We start from the raw sequence: 23,984 nt of genomic DNA, 5'->3' as shown, positions 1-23,984 counted from the left end.
GGGGCGCCCCCAGATCTTAGGGCGGACCGCCCGCACCGCCCCCACGACCCACCGCGAGGCCGCCCTCCCGCCGGGCTCGGTGGGCGTCCGACCGGTCGGCCCGGGACCGCCCGAGAAGCGCCCCGGATCCGGGACCATGGTCCCTGTCGGCCCCGCCGCGCACGTTCGTACGCTGGGTGCGGCGCCGGGCCGGCAGCGCGCCCACCCTGCCGGCCGGCGCCACCTTCTGCCCCGCCCGCCGGACCTCTCCGGCGGGGCCCCGCGGACCCGAGGACCGCCCGTGACCGGAACGACCACCGCGCTCGCGGACGACGCCCGCTCGCCCGGCCCGACGGCGTCGGGCCCCACGCCGGACGCGGGCTTCGACCCCTTCGCCCGGCCCACCGGCTGGACCCACTCCCGCGGCGTGCTGTTCGGCGAGATGCTGCTGTTCGGGCTGCTCAGCCTCACGGCGGCGTTCGTGCTGTCGTACGACGCCGTCCTCCTCGCCGGGGACCCCGGCGCGGTGCTGTCGTGCGACGTCAACACCGTGCTGTCGTGCGGGACGGTCGCGCAGTCGTGGCAGGCGCAGGTGTTCGGCTTCCCCAACGCGTTCCTCGGGCTCGTCGCGGAGCCGATCGTCATCACGACGGCGGTCGCGGCGCTCGGCGGGACCCGCTTCCCCCGGTGGTTCCTCTTCGCCGCGCAGTGCGTGTACCTGCTCGGGGTCGTGTTCGCGTACTGGCTCTTCTACCAGTCGATGTTCGTCATCGGGGCGCTGTGCCCGTGGTGCCTGCTCATCACGGTCTCCACGACGCTCGTGTTCGCGTCGCTCCTGCACTGGAACGTCCTGGAGGACAACCTCTACCTGCCGCGCGGCGCCCAGGCGCGCCTGCTCGGGTTCGTGCGGTCGGGGGCGTACGGCTACCTCGTCGCGGCGTGGCTCGTGGGCCTCGCCGCCCTCGTGCTGCTCAAGTACGGCCCGGCGCTGCTGGCCTGACGGCCCACGCGGCCGAGCACGAGGCTGCTCCCGGGAAGCGGACGGGAACGACGGCAACCTCGTGCTCGGCGCGCGGCGGGCGGGTCAGGGCGTCGTCGCCCCCAGCGTGTAGGCGCCCGAGCCGGAGTACGCCTGGACGACGAACCGGTAGTAGCCCGCGGCCCCCGAGTAGGAGACGGACTCGTTCGCGCCCGGGGAGGTCGACTGCGCGACCGTCGCCCACGTCGACCCGTTCCAGCGCTGGAGGTAGAGGTCGAAGTCGGCGCCGCTCGGACCGCTCACGCACGCGCGGTGCGTCCCGGCGGCCCCCGCCGTGTAGTACGACCCGTTGGGCTGGACGGCCGTCGTGCCCGCGGCGAGCGACCCGGTGTACGTGCGGGCGTAGCCGCTGCAGCCCGTCGGCGGCTGCGGCGTGCCGCCCCCGCCGTCGCTCGTGACGAGCGTCAGGCCGTACGCCGAGAGGATCTCGCCGACCGGCTGGAAGTACGTCGTCCCGCCGGAGCTGCAGTTCCCGGACCCGCCGGACGTGACGCCCTGCGCCTGGTTGCCCGCGAGGAGCGAGCCGCCGGAGTCACCGGGCTCGGCGCACACCGTCGTGCGGATGAGGCCCGTGACGGTCCCCTGCGGGTAGGTGACGGACGCGTTGTACGCCTGGACGGTGCCGCAGTGCCAGCCGGTGGTCGAGCCCGAGCGGCAGACGGAGGCTCCGACCGGCGCCTGCGTCGCGCCCGCGACCGCGACGCGGCCCCCGGCGTAGTTGTTCACCGCGCCGACGGGCGTGTTGCCCGCGTCGACCTGGACCCACGCGTAGTCGTTGCCCGGGAAGCTCGACCCGCGGAACGTGCCCGCCGGCCCGGACGTGCGCGCGCCGGTCGAGCCGCAGTGCCCGGCGGTGACGAACCCGCCCTGGACCGCGAACCCGACGGAGCACCGGCTGCCGCCGCCGATCGTGTACGCGTTGCCGCCCACGACGTCGATCAGCGGCCGCGGGGACTCCGTCGTCTCCTCGTACGCGACCGCGTCGGCGGGCACGCCCGCGGCGGCGACCTGGGCGGCGACGTCGGCCTGGCCGCCCTCGCGCACCGAGACGACGACGCGGTTGCGCGTCACGTCGACGTACCAGCCCGGCAGCGCCGCCGGGTCGTCGGCGAGCGCGCCGTCGAGCGTCGCGCGCCAGGTCTCGAGGTCGGCGAGCGTGTGGTCCACGTCGACCGCGGTGGCGCCCTCGGCGCGCACCGTGCGCGCGTCGGCGGCATCGGTGACGCCGACGTAGAGGACGTTCGCGGCGTCGTCGACCCACGCGCCCGCGTAGTCGGCGCCGAGGCGCCGCTCGAGCGCGGCCTCGGTGCCTGCCGCGTCGGACTGGAAGGCGAGGCGCGTCCGTGCGTCCCGCGCGCTGAGGCCCAGGTCGCGCTCCAGCGCGCGCTCCAGGCCGGGGGCCGTCTTGGGGACCGCGCGCACCGTCGCGCGCTGGTCGTCGGGTGCGGGCGTGGCGGCGACGGCGTGCGTCGCGGCCCCGCCCGCCAGGAGCGTCGCCGCGGCGGTGACCGCGGCGAGCCTCCTGCGGAGTGGTCGTGTCATGTCGTCCATTCCCTTCGCCGGGCCCGGGTGGCCCGGTCGAGGCCACGCTAAAGACACGTCCAGGGGGCGCCCAGATCACGATCAGGTCATACGCGGGCGCTATGTGGGGGCTCGCCCCTACGCAGTCTCCACCGGGTGCTCGGCGCGCCACCGCCGGTAGCGGGGCGAGCGCTGGACGGCGTCGCGGTGCGCACCCGTCGCGGCCCGCAGGACCGCGTCCACCGGGAGGCGGTCGACGGCGTCGCGCCGCCACCCCACGTGGTGCGTCCAGCGCAGCGGGGCGCCCTCGATCGCGACGGTCCGCACGCCGGGGGCGTCGAGGAGCACGGGCTGGACGAGCGCGACCGCGTGCCCGCCGCGCACCTGGTCGATGCACGACGTGCGGTCCGACTCCCCCATCGCGCGCGGCGTGAAGCCCGCCCGCGCGCACGCCCCGACGAAGCAGCGCTCGAAGCACCCGCTCCCGGGGGCCGTGAGCCACAGCGCGTCGGCGAGCTCGCCCAGCCCGACGGCGTCGCGCCCCGCGACGGGGTGGTACTCGTCGACGAGCACGAACACCGGGTCGGTGGACACCGCCGTCCACACCAGGCCCCCGGCCGCGGGCGGGGTCGCGTCGCCGCACATGCCGACGAGCGCGACGTCGAGCGTCCCGCTCGCGAGCCGGTCCGCGGTCTCCTCGACGGACCACGACGTCGCCGTCGTGACGAGCAGGTCGTCGACCCCCAGCGCGCCGGGCAGCGCGGTGTGCAGCCGGCTCGCGAACAGGCCGCCGATCGCGGAGCTCACCGTCCCCACGTGCACGCGGCCGACCGTGCCGTGCTCGCTCGTGAGCCGCCGGGCGTCGTCGACCAGCGCGGACATGGCGGGCAGCACGACGCGCGCGTGCCGCAGCACGAGCTCGCCGAGCTCCGTGGGGCGCGCGCCCTGCCGGTCGCGCGTGAAGACGCACCCGCCGAGCGTGCGGTCGATCCGGTTGAGCTGGGCGGTGAGGGCGGGCTGCGCGAGGCCCAGCGACGCCGCCGCCTTGGTCACGCTGCCCGTCTCGGCCACCGTCACGATCATGCGCAGGTGCCGCACCTCGAGGTCCATGCCGCCCCAACGTATCGGTGCGGCCGGGGCGTGTCGCGCGCGTCAGCCCACGGGCGCGAGGAAGCCGTCGCGCACGAGCCCGCGCACGTCGGGCAGGAGCTCGCCCGCGAGGTCCTCGGCGCCGACCTCGAACAGCGCGGCGATCGCCCCCACGAGCTGCCCGACCGTCAGCTCGCCGTCGCTCGCGCCGACGAGCGCGGCGAGCCCCGTCGTCGCCCGCACGGCGCGGCCCAGACCGTCGCCCTGGCGCAGCAGGACGACCGTGGGGTCGGGCGCGCCGGGCGTGTGGAACCGCTCCTCCGTGACGTCGGGCGCGACGGCGAGCCGCTCGCCCGCGAGGGCCGCGTCGTCGCGCGCCGCGAGCCAGTCGTGCGCCGCGAGCGACGCCGCGAGGTGCGCGCCGAGCGGCTGGCGCACCGACCCGGTGTGCTCCTCGAGCCGCCGCAGCGTCGGGCGCGCGCCCGCGAGCGGACGACGCAGCGTGACGATGCCGAAGCCGACGGCCTCCACGTCGCGCGCGGCGAAGTCGTCGAGCCACGCGCCGTACGCCGCCGCCCACGCCGCGGGCTCGCGCTCGGGGGTCGTGCCGCCGTCGCGGATCCAGGTCTCCGCGTACTCCGCGGGGTCGAGCACCTCGCGCTGGACCACCCAGCCGTCGAGGCCGGCCTCGTCGAGCCACGCGCCGACGCGCTCGTCCCACGGGACGCCCCGGCGGTGCTCCCAGTTGCCGAGGAGCTGCGCCACGCCGCCGGGCTCGAGCACGGCGCCGACCCCGGTCACGAGGTCGCGCACGAGGTCGTCGCCCGACCGGCCGCCGTCGCGGTACTCGTAGTCCGGGAGCGCGCCCCCGCCGGCGCGCGGGGTGATGACGAACGGCGGGTTCGACACGACGAGGTCGAACCGCTCGCCCGCGACCGGCTCCAGCATCGAGCCCTCGCGCAGCTCGACCCGCCCGGCCGGTGCGGCGCCTCCGGGCCCGGCCGCCGAGGAGTCGCCGGAGTCCTCGTCGAACGCGGCGTTGAACGCAGCGTTGAACGCGGCGAAGCCGAGCGCCCGGCGCGAGATGTCCGTGCCGACGACCGCGCGCGCGTGCCGCGCGGCGTGCAGGGCCTGGATGCCGCAACCTGTCCCGAGGTCGAGCACGCGCCCGACCGGCGTCCGAACCGTCACCTGGGCGAGGGTCAGGGACGCGCCGCCCGCACCGAGCACGTGGTCCGGGGCGAGCCGGCGACCCGTCGCGAGCTCGCCCAGGTCCGACGACAGCCACCACGTGACGGGGCCCGCGGCGTCGGTCGCCGCGTACGGCCGCAGGTCGACGAGCGCGCGCACCGCGTCGTCGTCGCCCGCGCCCGCCGCCTCGACGAGACCCAGCCGCCGTGCGCCGTCGACCCCCGTGCGCCCGAGCGCCGCGTCGAGGGCGCGCCGGGGCACGTCGTCGCCGAGGAGGAAGAGGGCGGCGAGAGCGGCGGTGGGGTCGGCCCCCTCCCGACCGCGGTCGCGCAGCGCCCGCCGCGCCGGGACGGCCTGCTCGCGGTGCAGCGCGGCGGACGCGACGGGACCGAGCACGCGCTCGACGCCGTCGACCGTGAAGCACGCCGCCGCGAGGTCCTCGCGCAGCGTCGCCGCGGCGGCCGCGAGGTCGGCGGGGGCGAGGCCCGCGCCGGGCGGGACGGGACCGGGCCCGTCCGCGGCGGTGCGCGACGAGGGGCTCGGGGTGCTGGAGGCGGGAGGCATGGCTCCATCCTCACCGATCCGCGCGCGGCGGCCGAGGGCCCGCGCCGCCCCGGACGCGACGGACCCCCGGCGCGCCGAGGCGTGCCGGGGGTCCGTGGGGGACGACGTCGTCAGCAGTTCTGCGTGCCGTAGACCGCGACGTTCTGCGCCGAGGTCTGGAAGGTCTCGTCCGTCATGAGCGACATGATCGAGGAGGTGTCGGCGTTCGCCGGGTCGTCGACCGCGGTCTCGAGCGTGTCGGTGAGCTGGCGGAAGACGCCCGTGACGTTGTCCCAGTCGGTGCTGATCTCGGCCGGGGCCTCGGCGGCCTCGAGCGACGCCGTGAACGTCTCGAACTGCGTCACGGCGGCGGCCGGGTCGCTCGTGTCGATCGAGCTCAGGGTCGTCTGGGCGTCGAGCAGGGCGTCGTAGGCGGTGCAGAAGTCGCCCGACGCCTCGGTGTCGCCGGACTCCTCCTCGGCGGGCTCCTCGGACGGGGTGGTCTCCTCCTCGGCCGACGTGCTGGTCTCCTCCGCCGGCGTGGTCTCGGAGTCGGTGCTCGCGTCGTCGCCGGAGCCGCCGCAGGCGGCCAGGCCGAGCACGAGGAGGGCGCTCGTCGCGAGGGCGGTCGTGGTCTTGGTGATCGTCAGTCGGGTGCGCATGACGACCATGGTTTCCCACGGACGCGCGTCGCGCGCCCTCAAAGCCTCGAAGTGGGGACCGCTCCCCATGTGGCCATCGCCACGGGGTGAAGTTCCGGCGCGTGCCGGTCAGCGCGCGCAGCCGGCCCGGAAGTACTCGGTGACGGCCCGGGACGACGACGTGAGCGCCGCCGTGTCGATCCGGCGCCCCACGCGGTCGATCGCCCGCGACAGCTCGCCCGTGTCCCGCGTGCCGGTGGCCTCGACCTCGTCCGCGATCATCGTGAGGTAGGTCGTGACGACGGCCCAGTCGCGCGCGACCGGCGCGGGCGGGGTGGCCCCGGCGAGCGTGTCGCGGGCGGTGGTGAACCCCTCGACGAGCGCCTCGGGGTGGTCGACCGTGAGGTTGACCTGCGCCTTGGCCGCCGCGCCCCACGCGACCTCCGCCTCCCGGCACGCCGGGTCGACGGCGCCCGCCCCCGGGTCCGTGCCGTCGTCGGGCGCGGTGGTCGCGGCGAGGTCCGTCTCGGCAGGGTCCGTGCCGTCGGCGGGTGCCGCGCCGTCGTCCGCGTCGTCCCCGGCACCCGGGGACGACGACGCGGGTGCGGCGGGCGGGGGCGGTGCGGCGGCGGGTGCTGCGCCCGGGAGGGCAACGACGTCGAACGCCCCGCTCGCGACGACGGCGAGGCACAGCCCGGCGACGACGGCGAGGACCGCGGCGTGGGCCACGGCGCGCACCGGTGATTGCATGGCCCCTATGATGACGCCTCCCGCGGGCGCGAAGAACCCCGCGGGCCTGGTCGGCCGGCGGGGTCCTCGGGGTCGCCGCGGCGTCAGCCCATCGTGTTGACGATGAGGCCGATGTGGGTGAAGAAGTTCATCGCGCCGAACAGCAGGAACGCGACGCCGGACAGGCCCCAGGCCCACCCGATGACGACCCGCACGACGCGGCGCCCGGAGCGGACCGCGAACGGGAAGAGGATCGCGCCGACGCCCACGAGCGCGATGAGCCCGGACATGAAGATCGCCTCGACGAGCGGGTAGGCGGCGAACGCGCCGGAGATCGGCTCCTCCGGCGGCGCGGCGAAGAGCTGGTACGTCACGCCGGCGATCGCGATGGCGACGAGGCCGAGGCCCATGCCGAGCACGAACACCGAGACGGGGCGCGCGACGGCCTGCAGGTGCTCGGTGGCGTCGGCTCGCTCGAGCGCGGCGCGGCCGCGGGTCCACAGGTAGAACGCGGCGGCGAGCAGCAGCACGCCGAACGCGAGGCTCGTCTCGCCGAAGATGATGTTGTCGAACGGGAAGCCGCCCGCGGCGAGCGGCCACGTGAGCGTCATGTGCAGCCCGGTCGCCGTGAGGATCGTGCCCAGCACGCCGAACGCGAGCGACCAGCCCTCCACGACGATCTTCCCGGGCGCCCGCAGCAGCTCGCGGCCGAGCATGACCAGCAGGATCAGCCCGGCGCCGACGGCGACGGACATAACGGTGTTGTAGGTGGGCATCTGCGCCCAGTCGATGACGAGCCCCTCGGCGGCGACCATCCTTCTCCACTCCTCGTTCGTTCCACGGGCCGCGCTCGCGGTCCGAGGGCGATAACCATACGCGCGTATAGGTTATTCCTCACTACGATGGCCGCGTGGACGACGCTGCGGGTGCCCGGGACCGGTCGGCGACGAGCGGCGCGCGGGGCGCACGCACCACGGTGCAGGGGCGCAGCGCGGAGCGGCAGCGCGCGATGGTCGACGCCGCCGCGCACCTGCTCATCGACCAGGGCTTCGCCGCCGTGACCCACCGGCAGGTCGCCCGCGCCGCGGGCGTGCCGCAGGGGTCGGCGTCGTACTACTTCCCGACGAGCGCCTCGCTCGTCGCCGCCGCCGTCGAGGCCGCGGAGGACGTGCGCGCGACGGCCGCGCAGGAGCACGCGGACGCCCTCGCCCGCCGGCGCCGCTCGAGCACCGCGACGGCGCGCGAGCTCATCGAGACGCTGTACGCCCCGCACGTGGACGACTCGGTGGTCGACGTGCGCCTCGACCCCATGCTCACGGCCATGCGGGACCCGGCGCTGCGGCCGATCATGCGGGCGTCGCGCCCGCGCCTGCTGGCGGCCGCGCGGACGGTGCTCGACGCGTCGGGCCACGGGCACGTGACGGACACCGACCTCGTCGCGCACGTCGTGGACGCGGCGCTGCTCTCGGGGGCCGCCGCGGAGGACGGTCACGTGCTCGACCACGCGACGCGGACCGTCGCCCGCTTCCTCGACCACTGGCGCTGAATCCAAACTTACTGACCAGTTACTTGGTTTCCGGTAGAGTGACGGCGCCCGGTCCGCCGACGCCGTGCCCGCACCCGCGGCGCCGCCGGGTGCCGTCGCCGCCGCCGTGGAAGGACCGTCGTGAGCACCCTGCCCTACCTCGACCCCGCCGTGCCCGTGGCCGACCGCGTCGAGGACCTCCTCGCCCGCATGACGCTGCCCGAGAAGGTCGGCCAGATGCTCCAGCTCGACGCGCGCGACGGCGTCGGCCCCGCGGTGCTCGAGAAGCACGCGGGCTCGCTGCTGCACACCTCGCCGGAGAACGTCCTCGCCGCGCACGAGCTCACCGGGCGGACACGGCTGCGCATCCCCCTGCTGCTCGCCGAGGACTGCATCCACGGCCACTCGTTCTGGGTCGGCGCGACGATCTTCCCCACGCAGCTCGGCATGGCCGCGACGTGGGACCCCGCGCTCGTGGAGCAGGTCGCGCGCGCGACCGCGGTCGAGGTCGCCGCGACCGGCGTCCACTGGACCTTCTCCCCCGTGCTCTGCATCGCCCGCGACCTGCGCTGGGGCCGCGTCGACGAGACGTTCGGCGAGGACCCGTTCCTCATCGGCGAGCTCGCGTCCGCGATGGTCCGCGGCTACCAGGGCGACGGGCTGTCCGACCCGACGGGCGTCCTCGCTACGGCGAAGCACTTCGCGGGCTACTCCGAGACGCAGGGCGGGCGCGACGCGAGCGAGGCCGACATCTCGCAGCGCAAGCTCCGGTCCTGGTTCCTGCCCCCGTTCGAGCGGGTCGCGCGCGAGGGCTGCGCCACGTTCATGCTCGGCTACCAGTCCATGGACGGCGTGCCCGTCACCGTGAACGGCTGGCTGCTCGACGACGTCCTGCGCGGCGAGTGGGGGTACACCGGCACGCTCGTCACCGACTGGGACAACGTGGGCCGCATGGTCTGGGAGCAGCACATCCAGCCCGACTACGTGCACGCGTCCGCCGCGGCCGTGCGCGCCGGCAACGACATGGTCATGACGACTCCGCGCTTCTTCGAGGGCGCGCTCGAGGCGGTGGACCGCGGCCTCGTCGAGGAGGCGGCGATCGACGCCGCCGTCCGGCGCATCCTCACGCTCAAGTTCCGCCTCGGCCTGTTCGAGGACCCGCGGCGGCCGGACGTCGCGCGCCAGCAGGCGGTCATCGCGTCGGCTGGGCACTCCGCGGTGAACCTCGAGGTCGCGCGCCGCTCCCTCGTGCTCCTCGCCAACGACGGGACCCTCCCGTTCGCGGGCGGGCTCGACCGCGACGCCGGCACGCCCGACGGCCGGGCCCTCGCCCCGGCCGGGGCGCCCGCCCGGACGATCGCCGTCGTCGGCCCGAACGCGGACGACGACCACACGCAGCTCGGCGACTGGGCGGGCGCGTCGGGGCAGGCCGACTGGCTGCCCGACGGCCACCCGCGCGAGATGACGACGACCGTGCTCGACGGCTTCCGCGCGCTGGCCCCGGAGGGCTGGGCCGTGACCCACGCGCGCGGCGCCGACATCCTCACGCTCGCGCCCGACCCGGAGGGCGAGCTGTTCCCCGACGGGCAGCCGCGGCCCCAGGTCGTCGTCCCGGCCGCGCCCGACGACGCGCTGATCGCCGAGGCCGTCGCCGCCGCGCGCGACGCCGACCTCGCCGTCGCCGTGGTGGGCGACCGCATCGAGCTCGTGGGCGAGGGGCGCTCGACCGCGACGCTCGAGCTCGTCGGCGGCCAGGTCGCGCTGCTCGACGCCCTCGTCGCCACCGGCACCCCCGTGGTCGTGGTCGTCGTCGCGTCGAAGCCGCTCGTGCTGCCGCCGTCGGCGCACGCGGCGGCGGCGGTCGTCTGGGCGGCCAACCCCGGGATGCGCGGCGGCCAGGCCGTCGCCGAGCTCGTGCTCGGGCTGATCGAGCCCGAGGGCCGGCTCCCGATCTCGTTCGCGCGCCACGCGGGCCAGCAGCCCACCTACTACAACGTGGTGCGCGGCCAGCACGGCGTCCGCTACGCCGACCTCACGCAGAGCCCCGCGTTCGCGTTCGGCGAGGGCCTGAGCTACACGACCGTCGAGTACGCCGACCTGCGGGTGCTCGGCACGGAGCACGGGCCCGACGACGTCGTGCGCGCCGAGGTCACGCTGACGAACACCGGGTCGCGACCGGTGCGCGAGACCGTCCAGGTCTACGTGAGCGACACCGTCACGTCGGTGACGTGGGCCGAGAAGGAGCTCAAGGCCTACCGCAAGGTGAACCTCGCGCCGGGCGAGTCCGCGACCGTCGGCCTCGAGGTGCCCGTGGCGGACTGCACGCTCGTCGACGCGCGCGGGCGTCGCGTCGTCGAGCCGGGCGAGTTCGAGCTGCGCGTCGGGCCGTCGTCGCGCGAGGACGCGCTCCTGCGCGCGTCGTTCACCGTCGCGGGCTAGTCCCGCGCACGACGGAGGGCGCCCGGGTCGATCCGGGCGCCCTCCGTCGTCTGCGGTGGCCGGGTGTCAGGCGCCCGTCGCGACACGCTCCCGCTCGACGGCGGACTCCTCGCGGTCGACGCGCGCCGCACGCAGCCGCGACATGATCACCGCGCCGAACGCGATGGCCGCCGCGACGACCGCGATCGCGATGCGCAGGACGTGGTTCGCGTCCTCGGGCACGCTCATGAGCACGACCGCGGGCGCGATGAGCACCGACACGAGGTTCATCACCTTGATGAGCGGGTTGATCGCCGGGCCGGCGGTGTCCTTGAACGGGTCGCCGACCGTGTCGCCGATGACGGTCGCGGCGTGCGCCTCCGAGCCCTTGCCCCCGTACGCGCCGTCCTCGACGATCTTCTTCGCGTTGTCCCACGCGCCGCCCGAGTTGGCGAGGAACACGGCCATGAGCACGCCCGCGCCGATCGCGCCCGCGAGGAAGCCGGCCAGCGGCCCGACGCCCAGGCCGAAGCCGACGGCGATGGGCGCGAACGCGGCGAGCAGACCGGGGGTCGCGAGCTCGCGCAGCGAGTCGCGCGTGCAGATGTCGACGACCCGGCCGTACTCGGGACGCTCCTGGAACGTCATGATCCCGGGGCGCTCGCGGAACTGGCGGCGCACCTCGAACACGATCGCGCCCGCGGCCCGGGTCACCGCGTCGATCGCGAGACCCGAGAAGAGGAACACGGTCGCGGCACCGAGGATCACGCCCACGAGCGTGATCGGCGAGATGATCTGGTAGTCGAGCATCGCCGTGACGAGACCGCTCCCGACGCCCTGCACGTCCGCGAGCGCGTGGCTCACGGCGTCGGCGTACGACCCGAACAGGGCGGTCGCCGCGAGGACGGCCGTCGTGATCGCGATGCCCTTGGTGATCGCCTTCGTCGTGTTGCCCACCGCGTCGAGGTCCGTGAGGATCTGCGCAGCCTCCTCATCGCCGTCGCCCGACTCGCCGACCGACATCTCGTAGATGCCCTGGGCGTTGTCCGAGACGGGGCCGAACGTGTCCATCGCGACGATGACGCCGACCGTCGTCAGCAGGCCGCACCCGGCGAGGGCGACGAGGAACAGCGCGAGCCACACCGACCCGCCCGCGAGCAGGAACAGCCCGCAGATCGCCGCGGCGATCACGCCCGCCGTGTACACGGCCGACTCGAACCCGACCCCGATGCCGGACAGCACGACCGTCGCCGCGCCCGTGCGCGAGGTGGCCGCCACGTGCAGGGTGGGCTTCGACGTCGTGCCGGTGAAGTAGCCCGTGATCCACAGGATGATGCCCGCGAGGACGATCCCGATGACGACGGCGAGGCTCGCGACGACGCGCGGGTCGGCCGCGATCCCGGACAGGTCGCCGAGGTCGGCCGTGCCGTCGAGCGCGGCGAACGACGACGGCAGGTAGACGAACGCGGCGACGGCGGCGAGCACCGCGCCGATGAGCGCCGAGAGGTAGAACCCGCGGTAGATGGCCTTGAGGCCGTTCTCCTGGCCGCGCACGCGCGTGATGAACACGCCGAGCACCGCGACGAGCGCGCCCAGGGCCGTCACGACGAGCGGGAACACGAGGCCCTCCTCGCCCATCGCCGCCTTGCCGAGGATGAGCGCCGCGACGAGCGTCACCGCGTACGACTCGAACAGGTCGGCCGCCATGCCCGCGCAGTCGCCGACGTTGTCGCCCACGTTGTCCGCGATGGTGGCGGCGTTGCGCGGGTCGTCCTCGGGGATGCCCTGCTCGACCTTGCCGACGAGGTCCGCGCCGACGTCCGCCGCCTTGGTGAAGATGCCGCCGCCGACGCGCATGAACATCGCGAGCAGCGCCGCGCCGAACCCGAAGCCCTCGAGCACCGCCGGGGCGTCGCCCTTGTAGACGAGCACGACGCCCGCGGCGCCGAGCAGGCCGAGGCCGACGACCGACATGCCGACGACGCCGCCCGTCCGGAACGCGATGCGCGCGCCCTCCGAGCGCCCGCCCGGCCGGGTCGCGGCCGACGCGACGCGCACGTTCGCGCGCACCGCGAGCCACATCCCGAGGTAGCCGATCGCCGCCGAGAACCCGGCGCCCACGAGGAACGCGACCGAGCGCCCCACGCGGATGCCGCCGTCGCCCGGCAGCAGGAACAGGAGGCCGAAGACGATCGCCGCGAACAGCGCGAGCGTGCGGAACTGGCGGCTCAGGTACGCGCCGGCGCCCTCCTGCACCGCCTGGGCGATGTCCTGCATCTTCGCCGTGCCCTCGTCCGCGGCGAGGACCTGTCTGCGCAGCACGACCGCGAAGGCGAGGGCCACGAGGGCGATCGCCGCGATGACCGCGACGATGGTGAGACTTTCCGTACCGAGCGTGAGCATCCGTCCTCCTTGACGAACCGCGCGACCGTCGCGCCGGTCCCCTGCCGGAGCGATGGGGGTGAGTCTACGCACGTGTGTCGTACGTCACGACCACTCGTGCAGGACGTCACGAGCGCACCCGGTGACGGCGCCCCGGGCCCTGTCAGCCCGGCGGTCGCGCGGTCGCTCCGCCGGTGTCCGGGGCGAGGTCCGTGGCGAGGCGCGCGACGGCGTCGGGCCGGGTGAGCGGGTAGAGGTGGCCCTCCCCCGCGAGCCCGACGCGCGGCACCCCGAGCCGGTCCGACAGCTCGCGCTGCGCGCGCAGGAACCGGGCGCTCGCCCGCAGGCCGGTGACGAGCAGCGGCTCGGCGCCCGCGGGCAGACGGCGGCCGTCGTCGAGCAGGTCGCGCACCCGCGGCGCCTGCTCCCAGCTCGCGAACCACTGGTGGGCGAGCAGCGTCCACGCCTCGCGCGAGCCGTAGCGGGCGCGCGCGACGTCGTGCGGGAGGCGGTCCGGGGCACGCGTGACGACCCGGACGCCCACGCGGCGCAGGGTCGCGCCCGTCACGGCCAGCCCGGTCGCGAGCACGCCCGCCGCGGCGGTGCCGGCCCGGGCCGTGACCCGCCCCGTGTGCAGGGCCGGGAGATGGGCCTCCCACGGGCTCGTCGGGTCGAGGAGCACGAGCCGGCGGACCTCGTTTGGGTGCCGCAGCGCCCACTCGATCGCGGTGAGCCCGCCGACGGAGTGCCCCACGAGGTCCACGGGCCGCGACCCGTCGACGCCGAGGCCCTCCCGCACCACGTCGACCGGTCCCGTCACGGGCACGCGCCACGCGTCGAGGACGCGGACGTCGTCGGTGCCGGACGCGGTGCCGAGGGCGCGTGCGAGCGGGGCGAAGTCCTCGGGCGTGAGCGCCAGGCCCGGCAGGACGACCCAGGTCATGCGGACTCCCTCTCTCGCGTGCGCGACCACCCTACGGAGCGCTCCTGGGCGTGCGTAGGGTGGAGCCTGTGTCGACGCCCAGCACCCCCGTGACCGACCCGACCCTCCACGACCGCGCCCTCGCCCACGCGCACGACCTCGCGACGTTCGTCGAGGCGTCCCCGTCGTCGTACCACGCGGCGCACGAGGTCGCGCGCCGGCTCGAGGCCGTCGGCTTCGAGCGCCTGGACGAGACCGCGGCGTGGCCGTCGGTGACCGAGGGCGACGGGCCTGCGGGCGGGCGGTACGTCGTCGTGCGCGACGGCGCGGTGATCGCCTGGGCCGTGCCCGCGGGCGCGACGGCGACCACGCCGTTCGCGATCCTCGGCGCCCACACCGACTCGCCCGGCTTCAAGCTCAAGCCACGCCCGAGCGTCGGCCGCGAGGGCTGGTGGCAGGCGGGCGTGGAGATCTACGGCGGCCCGCTGCTCAACTCGTGGCTCGACCGCGAGCTCGAGCTCGCCGGTCGCCTCGTCACGGCCGACGGCGAGGAGCACCTCGTGCGCACGGGCCCCCTGCTGCGCATCCCGCAGCTCGCGATCCACCTCGACCGCGCCGCGAACGACGGGCTCACGCTCGACAAGCAGCAGCACACGCAGCCCGTGTGGGGCCTCGCGTCGGCGTCGGGTCCGGCCGGGTCCGACGTCGCGGGCGCGCCGCACGGGACGAGCGGCGGGGACGTGCTCGCCGAGCTCGCGCACCACGCGGGCGTGCGGGCGAGCGAGATCGCCGGGTACGACGTCGTGGTCGCCGACACCCAGTCGCCCCGCGTGTTCGGTGCGCACGGCGCGTTCCTCGCGTCCGGGCGCCTCGACAACCTGCTGTCGGTGCACGCCGGTCTCGTCGCGCTGCTCGAGGTCGCGGGCACGCCCGACCGGCGCGTCGAGGGCGCCACGATCCCCGTGCTCGCCGCGTTCGACCACGAGGAGATCGGGTCGGAGTCGCGCTCCGGCGCGTCGGGCCCGTTCCTCGCGGACGTGCTCGACCGGGTCGCGGCCGGCCTCGGCGCGACGGACGAGGAGCGGCACCGCCAGCTCGCGGCGTCGCTGTGCGTGTCGAGCGACGTCGGGCACTCGGTGCACCCCAACTACCCGGAGCGGCACGACCCCGCGAACCGGCCGCTCGCGGGCGGCGGGCCGATCCTCAAGATCAACGCGAACCAGCGCTACACGACCGACGCGCACGGCGCCGCGGCGTGGGCGCGCGCCTGCGCCCGGGCCGGGGTGCCGAGCCAGGAGTTCGTCTCGAAGAACACCGTGCCGTGCGGCTCGACCATCGGGCCGCTCACCGCGACCCGCCTCGGCATCCGCACGGTCGACGTGGGCGTCCCCATCCTCTCGATGCACTCCGCGCGCGAGCTCACCGCCGTCGTGGACCCGTGGTACCTCTCGCGCGCGGTGCTCAAGATCTTCCAAGGCTGAGGTCCGGGCCCACCCCACCGGCCGAGCAGGCGGTTCTGGTTCGTCCTGGGCGCGGGACGGACCACGACCGCCTGGTCGGGCAGCCGCGATCGCCTGGTCGCGCCCGTCAGGGGCGCCCGTCAGGGGCGCTCGGCGCGGTCGCGGACGCCGCGCAGCATCTTCTGCGTCATGAGGAAGCTCACCGGCTGCACCGCCTCGACGACCGCGCGGCCCGCGGCGCCCAGCGGCACGTACCGCTCGCGGACGAGCAGGCGCGACCGCGGGGTGCCGTCCGCCCCCGGCGGGAGCGGTCGCACGACGAACGCCCACGAGAACCGGAACGGCATCGTGTCCGGCTGCCCGGGGCCCGGCGCGCCGAGCAGCACGAGGTGCGAGCCCGGCTCGAGCGCAGCCACCCGCAGGACGGCCTCGTCGGCCAGGTGGACGTCGTCGCCCACAGCGAGGCCCTGCCAGCGCTCCTCGATCGCGTCCGCGCTGCGGATGCCCAGGCCGACGAGGTTCTCGAGCGCGTCGTAGGAGTAGAAGCCGCCGCGGCCCTGGCCGAGCTGGACGAGCCACGGCCAGACGTCGGCCGGCGGCGCGTCGACCGTCACGGCCCGCGTCGCGACGACGGCGCGCGCGTCGGGGACGAGGTCGTCGCCGGGGAGCACGCACTCGTGCTCGCCCTCCCAGGTGCCCCACGTCTGGGTCATGCGCCGGGTGAGCAGGAGCGCCCCGGCGGCGAGCGCCGTCGTCGTCAGGACCCGGACCCCACGCCACGCTGCCATGCGTCGATCGTCGGCCGTGCGCCCCGCCCCGCGCGAGGGCCGGAGGTCCCGAGCACGACGTCCCTCGGCCGAGGCGTGGGCCCGAGGTGGGACACTCGGAGACGTGCTGCACGCCCCCACCACCTCCCCGCGACCGACGAGCGCGACGCTGCTCGACGTGCTGCGCGCCGGCGGGCGGCGGGACGAACGGCTGCGGCACGTGCGCGAGCTGCCCGCGCGCCCCGGCACCCAGGGCGAGTGGCCCGCGTGGGCCGACGCGTCGCTCGTCGCCGGGTACCGCGCGCTCGGGGTGGAACGCCCCTGGGAGCACCAGGTCGAGGCGGCCGACGCCGCGTGGTCGGGCCGGCACGTCGCGCTCGCGACCTCCACCGGCTCCGGCAAGTCGCTCGCGTTCTGGCTCCCGGCGCTCACGGCCGTGCGCGCCGACGCCGCGGCGCGCGTGCTCGACCCCGGTCGCATCGAGTCGGTCGCACGGCGCGGCGCCGTGCTCTACCTCTCGCCCACGAAGGCGCTCGCAGCCGACCAGCTCTCCGGGCTCCAGCGCCTCCTCGACGCCGCCGGGACGCGCGACGTCCGGGTCGCGACGTGCGACGGCGACACCGGGCAGGACGAGCGCCGGTGGGTTCGCGAGCACGCCGACGTCGTGCTCACCAACCCGGACTTCCTGCACTTCGCGCTCCTGCCGCACCACCGCGGCTGGACGCGGCTGCTGCGGGACCTGCGGTACGTCGTCGTGGACGAGGGGCACGCCTACCGGGGGGTGTTCGGCGCGCACGTCTCCCTCGTCCTGCGGCGCCTGCGCCGGCTCGCGGCGCACTACGCGCGCGAGGGCGACCCGCCTCCGACGTTCGTCGTCGCGTCGGCGACGACCGCCGACCCGGCGACGAGCGCGGCGCGGCTCGTCGGGGTCGAGCCCGACGACGTCGTGACCGTCGCGCGCGACACCTCCCCCGCGGGGCGCAAGACGTTCGCCCTGTGGGAGCCGCCCGTCGTGGTGGGCTTCGAGGCGTCCGCGGACGACGGTCCCGCCGAGGGCCACGACGACGACCCGGCGGTCGCGACGCCCGCCGAGGGGCCGGAGCACCCCCGCCGCAGCGCCACCGCCGAGACGGCCGACCTGCTCGCCGACCTCGTCATCGCGGGCGCCCGCACGCTCGCGTTCACGCGCTCGCGCCGCGGCGCGGAGTCCGTCGCGGTCCAGACGCAGGACAGCGTGCGCGTCGTCGACCCCCGGCTCGTGCGCCGCGTCGCCGCCTACCGCGGCGGCTACCTGCCCGAGGAGCGGCGCGAGCTCGAGGACGCGGTGCGCACCGGCGACGTGCTCGGCCTCGCGACGACCAACGCGCTCGAGCTGGGCGTCGACATCTCGGGGCTCGACGCCGTCCTCATCGCCGGCTGGCCCGGCACCCGCATGTCGGTGTGGCAGCAGGCGGGCCGCGCCGGGAGGGCGGGCGCCGACGGCCTCGTCGCGTTCGTGGCACGCGAGGACCCGCTCGACACGTTCCTCGTGCACCACCCCGAGGCGGTGTTCGACGTACCGCTCGAGGCGACCGTGTTCGACCCCGCGAACCCCTACGTCCTCGCGCCGCACCTGTGCGCCGCGGCGGCGGAGGTGCCCCTGCGGTCCGAGGACCTCGCCGCGTTCGGCACGCCCGACGTCGTGCGCGGCCTGCTCGACGTGCTCGTCGCGCGCGGCGCCCTGCGGCGCCGGGCCTCCGGCTGGTACTGGACGCACGCGCAGCCCGCGTCGGGCATGACCGACCTGCGCGGCTCCGGCGGCGCGCCCGTCCGGGTCGCCGAGGCGCGCACCGGCCGGCTGCTCGGGACCGTCGACGCCGCCTCCGCGGACGGCTCCGTGCACGACGGCGCCGTGTACGTCCACCAGGGCCGCACCTACGTGGTCGAGCACCTCGACCTCGCGGACCACGTCGCGCTCGTGCGTCGGCAGGACGTCGACCACGGCACGTGGTCCCGGTCGACCACGTCCATCACGATCGTCGACGAGCCCACCGATGGGGACGTCGCGACGGGCCGCGAGGTCGTCGAGCGCAGCTGGGGCCCGGTCGGCTGGGGCTACGGCCCGGTCGACGTGTGCTCCCAGGTGGTGAGCTTCCAACGCCGCCGCCTCCTCGACATGCAGGTCCTCGGCACGGAGACCCTCGACCTTCCCGAGCGCACGCTGCCGACGATGGCCGTCTGGTGGACCGTCCCCGCCTCCGTGATCGAGGAGGCGGGCGTCGACGCCGACGAGCTGCCCGGCGCGCTGCACGCCGCCGAGCACGCGTCGATCGGTCTGCTCCCCCTCCTCGCGACGTGCGACCGCTGGGACCTCGGCGGGGTGTCGACCGCGCTGCACGCCGACACCGGCGAGGCCACCGTGTTCGTCCACGACGCCTACCCCGGCGGGGCCGGCTTCGCCGAGCGCGGGTTCGAGCTCGGCGCGACCTGGCTCCGCGCGACGCGCGACGCCATCGCCCGCTGCCCGTGCCACGACGGCTGCCCGGCGTGCGTGCAGTCGCCCAAGTGCGGGTCGTACAACGCCCCGCTCGAGAAGGCCGCCGCCGTCCGGCTGCTCGACGCGGTGCTGGCGCACGCCCCGGCCGCCGCGACCGAGGCCGAAGCCGAAGCCGAAGCCGGGGGGCGGACCGCAGGTATCCCGCGACAGGGCACGGCACGTCCGTAGGGTCGAGGACGAGTACCGTCCGGTCGCTGACGGCACCCGCCCCACGAAGGATCGCGCCCGCCGGTCACAACGCTCGCGCCGCCCGACGGACCGCTGCCCCTGCCGGTGGCGGCCGCTCATCGCGCGCTCGCCGGGCCGGCGCGGGCGGCGGCGGTCGCGCGGCCGAGCGTGACGCCGAGGAACGTCACGCCGGCTCTCGACTCGACGTCCACCCGGACGACCCCCGCGCTCTGCTCCGTGCACGCGACGACCACGGCCCGGTTGCGCGCCGCGGCCTCGCGCGCCCGGCCGCAGGGTTCCCACCCGTCGCGGACCGCCGTCGCCGCCGCGAGCGCCGCGAGGTCGGCTCCGGTCTGCGCGGTGCCACGCGCCGCTTGCGCCTGCGCAAGCCCGGCGAGCGCGAGCGCCAGCACGAGGACCGCCGCGACGACCCCGAGCACGAGCACCGTGCCTGCTCCGTGCTCGGGGTGGGGGTAGACGGCCACCCCCGCCCTGGCACCCGGTCGTCCGTCGGTCTCGGTCCCGATCGCGGTCTCGATCCCGCTTCCGGCCCGAGTCTCGGCGCCAGACCTGATCCCGGACCCGGTCTCGGTCTCGGTCTCGGTCTCGGTGCGCCGTCCCCGCGGAGGCCGCGCCGCGGTCACGGCTCCGCCCACGCGACGGCCGCGCCGCTCGCTCGCAACGGCGACCCGGCGAGCCACCCGCCCACGACGGGCGTCGTGACGCGCACCTCGACCCACGGGTCGCCGCGCAGCACGCCGACCGTCGCGCCGGCTCCGGCGACCCGGAGCGCGGTCGCGCGCACCGTCGCGTCGTCCTCACCGATGGCCACCGCCCGGGCGGCGGCCCTCGCCGCGTCGGCGGAGCGCATCTGGGCGCCCGCCGCCGCGGCGAGGGTGAGGACCACGACGAGCACCAGGACGACCGCCGGCAGGGCGACCGCGAGCTCGGCCGTGACCGCACCGCGCTCGCCGCCCTCACGGACCCGACCCCTCGGCCGGCGGCTCTCCGCCCCGGCGTCCCGTCGCACGGGCTCAGCCCAGCGAGAGCGCGCTGCGCACGATGCCGAGCAGCATCTCGCGCACCTCGCCGCTCTTCAGCACGACGATGAGCAGCCCGGCGAAGCCCGCCGCCGCGACCGTCGCGATGGCGTACTCCGCCGTCGCGAGACCCGCCTCGCCGTCCTGCCCCGTGCTCGTCCCCGTCAGGCGCGCGAACGCGCGTCGCGGCTGTCGTGTCATCTCCGGCTCCCCTCGTGTGGCCCGCGTCGTGCGGGCGGTCGGGGAGACCCTCCCGGGACCTGCACCCCTGCCGCACCCCACCGCGGGGCGTCGGTGGACGGGGCCCTCAAGACGACGACCTGTGCACGGCAGTGCGCGCTCCGCTCGCGTCGACGGGTCGAGCCACCAGCACTCCGTCGCGCGATCAGCACCCGGTCGACGGGTCGAGAGACCAGCCCCACCCAACCGGGGCGCGGTCAGCCCCAGGTGAGCGGGTCGAGCTCGAGGTGGAAGCGGAGCCTGCCCGGGTCGACCGGGGACCCGTAGCGCGGCGCGAGCGACTCCTCCAGGGCACGCGCGTGCTCTGGCCAGGTGTCCTGGGCGTTCGCCAGGAGGAGGGAGAGGTCGGCGTGCCGGTCGGCGACCCCGAGCCGCCCGACGTCGACGAACCCGCGGAGCTCCAGCGTCTCGGGGTCGAGCAGGACGTTGGGCAGGCACAGGTCGCCGTGGCAGACCACGAGGTCGGCCGCCTGCTGCTCCCGCCGCCACGGCAGCTCGGCGAGGAGCTCCGCAAGAAGGTCGGCGGGATCCCGGGACTCCTGCTCCGGCCGCAGGAACTCCGGGTGCACGCGGCCGCCGTCGACCACGTCGCGGGCGAGGGCGACCATGGCGTCGAGGCTCCGGTCGAACGGGCAGCCGGCCACGGGGAGGTCGTGGAGGGTCCGCGCCGCCGCGAGGACGCTCGTCCAGGCGCGGTCGACCTGGTCGGGGCGGACCGTGTCGGCGGGCACGCCCGGCACCGTGCGCGTCACGAGCACGGCCTGCTCCCCCGTGTCCTCCCACGCCAGCACCTCGGGGACGACGATCCCGCGCTCAGCCGCCCAGAGCGCGCGGTCCCGCTCGTCCGCCAGGGCGGCCGCCTGGTCCGGGCCCACGACCTTGGCGTGCCGTGCGCCGTCCGCGCTGACGAGCACGCGGGCCGAGGACTCGCCGCTCCCGACGTCCCGCCAGGCGTCGTCCCGGAGCGCAGCGGGCACACGGGAGACAGGGGACGGGTCCATGCGGCCACCGTAGCGACCCGACACCGACCTCGGCCCCGGCCCCGATAATCACACCGACGCCCGCCTCTGCCTCCGGACCTCCGACGCCTATCCGGAGAGCAGACCCGCCCCGAGGGAGACGAGGACGGGCAGCAGCCCGACGAGCACGAACGCGGGCAGGAAGCACGCACCGAGAGGGAGCACGAGGTGCACGGCGAGCCGTGCCGCGGCAGCCTTGGCCGCCCCGGTCCGGTCCTGGCGCGACGCCCCGGCCGCCGCCCGCAGCGACGACGCCGGAGCGGCGCCGTGCAGCCACGCGGGCCGCAGCGCGCGCTGCACGACCCCGAGCCGTGGCGGTGCACCCGCCCAGGCCCCGTCCCACGACGCCCCGAGGAGGAGCGCCGCGCCGGCGGCGCGCAGCCCCGCACCGTCGCGGCCACCGACGCACGACCCGACGACGTCGAGCGCTCGCGGGATCGCCGCCCCCGACCCGACGGCGGCCGCGAGGAGCTCGAGGAGCACCCCGGTCTCGATGCCGGGTTCGCGGTCGTCGCCCCGGCGCCGTCGGCCACTCGGGTTGCCGGCGGGATCGTCCGGCGCGGGCGCTGCCCGCCCGACGGCGACGGCGCGCCGTCCGGCCTCCGTGCGCGCGGACCACCACGGCGCCGCGCCCGCCAGGACGCAGAGCGCCACGAGGACGAGGGTCATCGGTGCTCTCCTTCTCGGGCGGGCCGCGCCGCGCGCCGCGCGGTCACCGGTCGTCCCCTGCGGTGCGCGCCCGCTCGACGAGCCGAGCTGACCACGTGCGGCCCGCGACGAGCAGCAGGACCCCGAGGAGCACGCCTGCCGTCCCGAGGCCGCCGTCGGTCGCCGTGCCGAGCGGGTCGGCGCCCAGCACGTAGCCGAGCAGCACCCCGACGACCGGGAGCCAGAGCAGCACGCGGGCGGTCGCGCGCGGTCCGGCGAGCGCCGCCTCCCGCTCGGCCCGCGCCTCGGCGTCCGCGGCCACGGACACGGCAACCTCGTCGAGCACGGTCGCCAGCGGCGCACCGAGCTCCGCGGCCAGCCGGCACGCCGCGACGAGGGCACGCGCCGTCGCCGGGCCGCCGACGTGCGGCGCGAGGTCCGCGACCCGCGGGACGCCCCCGCCGTCGACCCGGACCCCGACCGCACGACCCCACGCGACGCCCGGCGCGGCTCCGGACCGCAGGAGCGCGCCGACCTGCGTCACGACGACGCGCACGAGCTCGGGCACCGCCTGGGGTCGGGCCGGGCGGCGCAGGACGGACCACCGCACGCCGCGCGACGCCGACCGACCGACGACCTGGCGCGCCGACCGACCGCCCCGGGCCGTGGCGCACCAGACCGCGGTACCGACGAGCAGACCCACGAGGACCGTCATGCGCGCGCTCCCCCGCCGCGCACCGTCCGGGCCGCACCGGCGCGGAGGCTCCCGGCACGTCGTCGCGTCATGCGGACCACCGCCCCACGAGCTCGTCCCACGCCGGTCCCGCGACCGGCCCCGCCGCGCCCGGCGACCCGTCTCCCGTCGAACCGCCGCGCGGCGACCCGGCGCCCGGCGACCCGCCTGCCGTCGACCCGCCGCCCAGCGAGCCACCGCCCGGTGACCCACCGCCCGGTGACCCACCGCCCGGCGGCACGACGGTCCCGTCCCACGACCCCGCGACGTCCACGCGCAGGGCGCCGCGCTCGTCCTGCCGCACGACGCCGAGCTGCGCGAGGACGCGCCGGGTCGTGCCCGCCGTGCGGACGCGGCGCAGGTGCAGCACGACGTCGAGCCCGCCCGCGGCCTGCGCGGCGACGGCGGCCCGGTCCATCCCCGCGAGCGCCGCGAGCGCCTCCAGCCGGGCGGGGACCACCTCGACGTCGTTGGCGTGGATCGTCGCGAGGCCGCCGTCGTGGCCCGTGTTGAGCGCCATGAGCACCTCGCGGACCTCCGGCCCGCGGCACTCGCCCAGCACGATGCGGTCGGGCCGCATGCGCAGCGCGGCGCGCACGAGGTCGGCGAGGTCCACGCCGCCCGCGCCTTCGACGTTGGGCCGCCTCGCGGTGAGCGGGACGACGTGGGGGTGGTCCGGGTCGAGCTCGCGCGCCTCCTCGACGCAGACGACCCGCTCGTCGGGCGGGACGAGCGCGAGGAGGGCGGCGAGGAGCGTCGTCTTGCCGGTGCCGGTGCCGCCGGAGACGAGGACGTTCGCGCGCCGCGCGACGAGGCCGCGCAGCACCGGCTCCCACGCGTGCGGGACGGTGCCGCCCGCGACGAGGTCGTCGAGCCGGAACGTCCGGGTCCGCAGGACGCGCAGCGAGACGACCGCCCCCGTCGCGCACACGGGCGCGACGACGGCGTGCAGGCGCGTCCCGTCCGGGAGGCGGGCGTCGACGACGGGTGACGCGTCGTCGAGCCGCTGCCCGCCCGCCGCGGCGAGGCGCACCGCGAGCGCCCGCACCGCCTCGGGGCCGCCGAGCGCGACCTCGACCCGTTCGAGGCCGGCGCCGCGGTCGACCCACACGTCGTCGGGCCCGTTGACGAGCACGTCCGTCACGCCGGGCTCGTCGAGGTACCGCTGGAGCGGCCCGGCCCCGAAGATCTCCGCGTGGGCCGTCCGGGTCAGCTCGCGCAGCGCGGTCGTGCCGAGCACCCGGCCCGACGCCCGCAGCGCGTCCGCGACGGCCGCGTCGCCGAGCACCTCGGTGGCGCCGCCCGGGTCGTCGCTCGACCGCACGAGGCGGTCTCGGACCCCGTCGAGCAGGGCGACGCGGCCGCGCTCGGCACGCGGCGGCTCCTCCCCGCGG

20 protein-coding genes and 1 pseudogene are annotated in these 23,984 nt (G+C 76.5%); 5 read left to right on the top strand and 16 right to left on the bottom strand.

Features of this window, described 5'->3' with window-relative positions; all coding sequences use genetic code 11:
- The first annotated feature begins 280 nt into the window (after positions 1 to 280).
- Positions 281 to 979 (top strand): vitamin K epoxide reductase family protein, encoded by a 699-nt coding sequence (locus tag RSE42_RS03615; RefSeq protein ID WP_232322624.1) that lies wholly within the window; start codon positions 281 to 283, stop codon positions 977 to 979.
- Between the two features lie 84 nt (positions 980 to 1,063).
- Here RSE42_RS03615 and RSE42_RS03610 read toward each other — a convergent pair whose 3' ends face one another.
- The 6 genes from RSE42_RS03610 to RSE42_RS03585 form a co-directional block, all read right to left on the bottom strand.
- Positions 1,064 to 2,560: a S1 family peptidase gene (locus tag RSE42_RS03610; protein ID WP_034652773.1), complete on the bottom strand. Its 1,497-nt coding sequence runs from the start codon at positions 2,558 to 2,560 to the stop codon at positions 1,064 to 1,066.
- 117 nt (positions 2,561 to 2,677) lie between these two features.
- The gene (locus RSE42_RS03605) at positions 2,678 to 3,649 is read right to left on the bottom strand and encodes a LysR family transcriptional regulator (protein WP_415297883.1); all 972 of its coding nucleotides are present in this window, start codon (positions 3,647 to 3,649) and stop codon (positions 2,678 to 2,680) included.
- A gap of 42 nt (positions 3,650 to 3,691) precedes the next feature.
- Complete coding sequence (locus RSE42_RS03600) at positions 3,692 to 5,383, bottom strand: methyltransferase (RefSeq protein ID WP_415297882.1); 1,692 nt, start codon at positions 5,381 to 5,383, stop codon at positions 3,692 to 3,694.
- A gap of 110 nt (positions 5,384 to 5,493) precedes the next feature.
- Positions 5,494 to 6,024 (bottom strand): hypothetical protein, encoded by a 531-nt coding sequence (locus RSE42_RS03595; RefSeq protein WP_170963638.1) that lies wholly within the window; start codon positions 6,022 to 6,024, stop codon positions 5,494 to 5,496.
- A 108-nt stretch (positions 6,025 to 6,132) separates the two neighbouring features.
- Entirely contained in the window at positions 6,133 to 6,753 is a 621-nt protein-coding gene (locus RSE42_RS03590; protein WP_415297881.1) for a hypothetical protein, read from the bottom strand.
- An 83-nt stretch (positions 6,754 to 6,836) separates the two neighbouring features.
- A complete protein-coding gene (locus tag RSE42_RS03585) occupies positions 6,837 to 7,547 on the bottom strand; it encodes a DUF981 family protein (RefSeq protein WP_021482095.1) in 711 nt (236 codons plus the stop codon).
- A gap of 95 nt (positions 7,548 to 7,642) precedes the next feature.
- Between RSE42_RS03585 and RSE42_RS03580 the strand changes: the two genes are divergently transcribed.
- Entirely contained in the window at positions 7,643 to 8,278 is a 636-nt protein-coding gene (locus RSE42_RS03580) for a TetR/AcrR family transcriptional regulator (RefSeq protein ID WP_415297880.1), read from the top strand.
- 120 nt (positions 8,279 to 8,398) lie between these two features.
- Positions 8,399 to 10,696 (top strand): glycoside hydrolase family 3 N-terminal domain-containing protein, encoded by a 2,298-nt coding sequence (locus RSE42_RS03575; protein ID WP_415297879.1) that lies wholly within the window; start codon positions 8,399 to 8,401, stop codon positions 10,694 to 10,696.
- Positions 10,697 to 10,762: 66 nt separating this feature from the next.
- Here the strand turns inward: RSE42_RS03575 and RSE42_RS03570 are convergent, their stop codons facing one another.
- Both RSE42_RS03570 and RSE42_RS03565 read right to left on the bottom strand, forming a co-directional pair.
- Positions 10,763 to 13,078 (bottom strand): sodium-translocating pyrophosphatase, encoded by a 2,316-nt coding sequence (locus tag RSE42_RS03570; RefSeq protein ID WP_415297878.1) that lies wholly within the window; start codon positions 13,076 to 13,078, stop codon positions 10,763 to 10,765.
- 142 nt (positions 13,079 to 13,220) lie between these two features.
- Positions 13,221 to 14,045: pseudogene (locus tag RSE42_RS03565) on the bottom strand (alpha/beta fold hydrolase); the annotation flags it as partial.
- Between the two features lie 23 nt (positions 14,046 to 14,068).
- Here RSE42_RS03565 and RSE42_RS03560 point away from each other — a divergent pair.
- Positions 14,069 to 15,460 (top strand): M18 family aminopeptidase, encoded by a 1,392-nt coding sequence (locus RSE42_RS03560; protein ID WP_415297877.1) that lies wholly within the window; start codon positions 14,069 to 14,071, stop codon positions 15,458 to 15,460.
- A 119-nt stretch (positions 15,461 to 15,579) separates the two neighbouring features.
- Here the strand turns inward: RSE42_RS03560 and RSE42_RS03555 are convergent, their stop codons facing one another.
- Complete coding sequence (locus RSE42_RS03555; protein WP_043655704.1) at positions 15,580 to 16,227, bottom strand: hypothetical protein; 648 nt, start codon at positions 16,225 to 16,227, stop codon at positions 15,580 to 15,582.
- 103 nt (positions 16,228 to 16,330) lie between these two features.
- Here RSE42_RS03555 and RSE42_RS03550 point away from each other — a divergent pair, with 103 nt between their 5' ends.
- Positions 16,331 to 18,910 carry a DEAD/DEAH box helicase gene (locus tag RSE42_RS03550; RefSeq protein WP_415297876.1) on the top strand — a complete coding sequence of 860 codons (2,580 nt, stop codon included), beginning with the start codon at positions 16,331 to 16,333 and terminating at the stop codon, positions 18,908 to 18,910.
- Between the two features lie 116 nt (positions 18,911 to 19,026).
- Here the strand turns inward: RSE42_RS03550 and RSE42_RS03545 are convergent, their stop codons facing one another.
- The 7 genes from RSE42_RS03545 to RSE42_RS03515 form a co-directional block, all read right to left on the bottom strand.
- Entirely contained in the window at positions 19,027 to 19,395 is a 369-nt protein-coding gene (locus RSE42_RS03545; RefSeq protein WP_415297875.1) for an Rv3654c family TadE-like protein, read from the bottom strand.
- A 155-nt stretch (positions 19,396 to 19,550) separates the two neighbouring features.
- Positions 19,551 to 19,940, bottom strand: a complete 390-nt coding sequence (locus RSE42_RS03540; protein ID WP_043655698.1) for a TadE family type IV pilus minor pilin — start codon at positions 19,938 to 19,940, stop codon at positions 19,551 to 19,553.
- 4 nt (positions 19,941 to 19,944) lie between these two features.
- Positions 19,945 to 20,151 (bottom strand): DUF4244 domain-containing protein, encoded by a 207-nt coding sequence (locus tag RSE42_RS03535; RefSeq protein WP_043655695.1) that lies wholly within the window; start codon positions 20,149 to 20,151, stop codon positions 19,945 to 19,947.
- Positions 20,152 to 20,387: 236 nt separating this feature from the next.
- On the bottom strand, positions 20,388 to 21,191 hold the full coding sequence (locus RSE42_RS03530; protein WP_415297874.1) for a phosphotransferase: 804 nt from the start codon (positions 21,189 to 21,191) through the stop codon (positions 20,388 to 20,390).
- 87 nt (positions 21,192 to 21,278) lie between these two features.
- Positions 21,279 to 21,878: a type II secretion system F family protein gene (locus tag RSE42_RS03525; RefSeq protein WP_085386547.1), complete on the bottom strand. Its 600-nt coding sequence runs from the start codon at positions 21,876 to 21,878 to the stop codon at positions 21,279 to 21,281.
- A gap of 43 nt (positions 21,879 to 21,921) precedes the next feature.
- Positions 21,922 to 22,572: a hypothetical protein gene (locus RSE42_RS03520; protein WP_043660460.1), complete on the bottom strand. Its 651-nt coding sequence runs from the start codon at positions 22,570 to 22,572 to the stop codon at positions 21,922 to 21,924.
- A 67-nt stretch (positions 22,573 to 22,639) separates the two neighbouring features.
- On the bottom strand, positions 22,640 to 23,914 hold the full coding sequence (locus RSE42_RS03515; RefSeq protein ID WP_415298822.1) for a TadA family conjugal transfer-associated ATPase: 1,275 nt from the start codon (positions 23,912 to 23,914) through the stop codon (positions 22,640 to 22,642).
- Between the last annotated feature and the right edge of the window lie 70 nt (positions 23,915 to 23,984).

This window comes from Cellulosimicrobium sp. SJTW-1, assembly GCF_047716875.1.
GTDB lineage: Bacteria > Actinomycetota > Actinomycetes > Actinomycetales > Cellulomonadaceae > Cellulosimicrobium > Cellulosimicrobium funkei.
Note: the sequence above shows the minus strand (reverse complement) of the source record. Positions and strands in the feature narration are given on the sequence as shown.